Source organism: Streptomyces katrae, from assembly GCF_000966975.1.
Taxonomy (GTDB): domain Bacteria; phylum Actinomycetota; class Actinomycetes; order Streptomycetales; family Streptomycetaceae; genus Streptomyces; species Streptomyces katrae.
In genome coordinates this window covers 1-2,434 of the sequence record NZ_JZWV01000955.1, presented here as the reverse complement: position 1 = coordinate 2,434, position 2,434 = coordinate 1, and the positions used below count along the sequence as shown (strand labels likewise).

2 protein-coding genes are annotated in these 2,434 nt (G+C 74.1%); both read right to left on the bottom strand.

Annotated elements, in window-relative coordinates; all coding sequences use genetic code 11:
- Nucleotides 1-168 precede the first annotated feature (168 nt).
- On the bottom strand, nt 169-1,353 hold the full coding sequence (locus tag VR44_RS30335; protein ID WP_045950824.1) for a lipid-transfer protein: 1,185 nt from the start codon (nt 1,351-1,353) through the stop codon (nt 169-171).
- Nucleotides 1,354-1,369: 16 nt separating this feature from the next.
- A partial coding sequence (locus tag VR44_RS30330; protein WP_045950823.1) for an acyl-CoA dehydrogenase family protein occupies nt 1,370-2,434 on the bottom strand: 1,065 nt, incomplete at its 5' end.

Here is a 2,434-nt window from a genome sequence, read left to right as displayed (position 1 = left end):
CCGCGCCTGACGCCCCGGCCGGCCAGCTGCTCGCCGGGCCGGCCCGGCACCCGACCGCCCCCTCCTCGCCACGCCCGCCCGGCCGCCGGGCCGCCCTGGCCCAGCGCGGCCCGGCGGCCAGCGCCAGCGCCGGGGCCGGGGCCGGGGCCGGGGCCGGGGTCGGGGTCGTCAGCGGCGTAGCAGGGTCACCACCGCCGCGCCGCCCAGCCCGATGTTGTGGGCCAGCCCCACCCGGGCGGTGGGGACCTGCCGTGCCCCCGCCTCCCCGCGCAGCTGCCACACCAGTTCCGCCGCCTGCGCGAGCCCCGTCGCGCCCAGCGGGTGGCCCTTGGAGATCAGGCCGCCCGACGGGTTGACCACCCAGCGGCCGCCGTACGTGGTGGCGCCGCTCTCCACGAGCTTGCCGGAGGCCCCGTCCGCGCACATGCCGAGCGCCTCGTACGTCAGCAGCTCGTTCACCGAGAAGCAGTCGTGCAGCTCCACCACGTCGACGTCCTCGATGCCGAGCCCCGAGTCCTCGTAGACCCTGCGGGCCGCAGCGGCCGTCATCGGCTTGCCGACCACGTCGATGCAGGAGCCGCCGAAGCTCTCCGCGGTGTCCGTGGTCATGGCCTGCGCGACGATCTCCACGGCCTTGTCGTGCAGCCCGTGCGCCACGACGAACCGCTCCGAGACGACGAGGGCGGCGGCAGCGCCGTCGGAGGTGGGCGAGCACTGGAGCTTGGTCAGCGGGTCGTGGATGGTCTTGGCGGCGAGCACCTCCTCGACCGTGTACACGTCCTGGAACTGCGCGTTCGGGTTGTTCGCGGAGTGCCGGTGGTTCTTGGCGCCCACCGCCGCGAGCTGCGCGGGCGTGGTCCCGTACCGCTCCATGTGCTCGCGGGCGGCGTTGCCGAAGATCTGCGCGGTGGGCGGGGACATCTCGAAGCCGTGCGCGGCGGCCATGATCCCGTAGTGCCGGGCGACCGGCGAGGTCTCGAAGTCACCCCCGTCGGCCCCGCCGCCCAGCGCGCCGCGCTTCATCTTCTCGAAGCCCACCGCCAGCACGCAGTCACTGATGCCGCCCTGCACGAACTGGCGGGCCATCATCAGCGCCGTCGAGCCGGTCGCGCAGTTGTTGTTGACGTTGTAGACCGGGACCCCGGTCAGGCCCAGCTCGTACGCCGCCCGCTGGCCGGCGGTGGAGGGCTGGAAGCAGTAGCCCACCGGCACCTGCTCGACGAGCCCGTAGTCCACGCCGGCGTCGGCGAGCGCCGCGCCTCCGGCCTCCCTGACCATGTCCCAGTACTGCCAGTCCCGTGACTCCGGCTTCTCGAACTTCGTCATGCCGACGCCCACGATGTACGACTTCATCACTGCTGCCCTTCGGTCAGTCCCTGGGAAGGCCGAGGATCCGCTCGGCGACGACGTTCAGCTGGACCTGGGTGGTGCCCCCGGCGATGGTCAGGCAGCGCGACATCAGCATCCCGTGCACCGCCCGCTCCCCCGCCCCCTCCCGCACCGCGCCGGCCGGGCCCAGCAGTTCGAGCGCGAGCTCGGCGGTCCGCTGCTGGTGGGGGGTCTGTACGAGCTTGCGGACGGACGCGCCCGCGCCCGGCTCCAGGCCGGACACCTGCTGGAGGGTGGTGCGCAAGCCGATGCAGGCGAGCGCGTGCGCCTCGGCGGCGAGGGCGCCGATCCGGGCCCCGTAGGAGGCGTCGAGGCCGCGGGAGGCGGCGATCAGCGCTTCCAGGCCGGTGCCGAAGGTCATCTGGTCGGCCATGTGGACGCGTTCGTTGCCGAGGGTGTTGCGGGCGGCCTTCCAGCCGCCGTCGGCGGCGCCGACCAGGGCCTCGGCCGGCAGCAGGACGTCCTCGAACCAGACCTCGTTGAAGAGGGAGTCGCCGGTGATCTCCTTGAGGGGGCGGATCTCGATCCCGGGGGTGTTCTTCATGTCGACCACGAAGTAGCCGAGCCCCTTGTGCTTGGGGGCCTGCGGGTCGGTCCGGGCCAGCAGGATCCCGAAGTCGGCGGTGTGCGCGGAACTCGTCCACACCTTCTGCCCGTTGATCCTCCAGGAGCCGTCGCCGGTCCGCTCGGCCCGGGTGCGCAGGGAGGCCAGGTCGGAGCCGGCGCCCGGTTCGGAGAAGAGCTGGCACCAGGTGGTGTCCCCGCGCAGGGTGGGCAGGACGTAGGCCTCGCGCTGCTCCTCGCTGCCGAAGGCGATCAGCGAGGGCACGATCCAGGTGGCGATCCCGAGGTCGGCGACCTTGACCCCGGCCTCCTTCAGCTCCTGCTGGATCACGAGCTGCTCGGCCGGCCCGGCACCCCGCCCGTACGGCGGCGGGAGGTGGGGGGCCGCGTAGCCGGTGGGCGCGAGGGCCCGGCGGGCGGCGGCCGGGTCGAGGCCGCGCGCGGCCCCGATGGCGGCGCGGGCGCCCGGTCGGTGGGCCTC

Excerpts from the sequence above, each read along its gene's own strand:
- VR44_RS30335 (WP_045950824.1), bottom strand. The coding sequence starts at position 1,353 with ATGAAGTCGTACATCGTGGGCGTCGGCATGACGAAGTTCGAGAAGCCG.